This window comes from Gilvirhabdus luticola (genome assembly GCF_040117515.1).
Taxonomy (GTDB): domain Bacteria; phylum Bacteroidota; class Bacteroidia; order Flavobacteriales; family Flavobacteriaceae; genus Gilvirhabdus; species Gilvirhabdus luticola.
The window spans coordinates 1-509 of the sequence record NZ_JBEEEN010000020.1 but is presented as its reverse complement, the minus strand read 5'-3'; the positions used below and the strand labels follow the sequence as shown (position 1 = coordinate 509).

1 protein-coding gene is annotated in these 509 nt (G+C 44.4%); it reads right to left on the bottom strand.

Features of this window, described 5'->3' with window-relative positions; all coding sequences use genetic code 11:
- A partial coding sequence (locus AAFP94_RS14890; protein WP_409629196.1) for a hypothetical protein occupies positions 1 to 509 on the bottom strand: 509 nt, incomplete at both ends.

The window sequence follows — 509 nt, the reverse complement described above, 5'->3', positions numbered from 1 at the left end:
TCAGAGCCAGAGTGCGTGATGGTTACTGTAAAGTCATTGGCAGGACAACCATCAGATATATTATAGGTTCTCTCTAAAGACCAAGAACATTGGTCACCAGAAAGTGTTTGGCTTACAAACGAAGCAGTAACGGTACCACAGTCATCAGAATAAGCAGCTTCAATAGCAGCGACATCTGTAGCTGTAGTTACGATACCATCGATTTCAGTTTCATCGGCGCACGCATTGATACCAGAAGTCCCAGCAGGTGTTGCACCTGTAGCAGCATCCTGATCAGAGCCAGAGTGCGTGATGGTTACTGTAAAGTCATTGGCAGGACAACCATCAGATATATTATAGGTTCTCTCTAAAGACCAAGAACATTGGTCACCAGAAAGTGTTTGGCTTACAAACGAAGCAGTAACGGTACCACAGTCATCAGAATAAGCAGCTTCAATAGCAGCGACATCTGTAGCTGTAGTTACGATACCATCGATTTCAGTTTCATCGGCACACGCATTGATACCAGA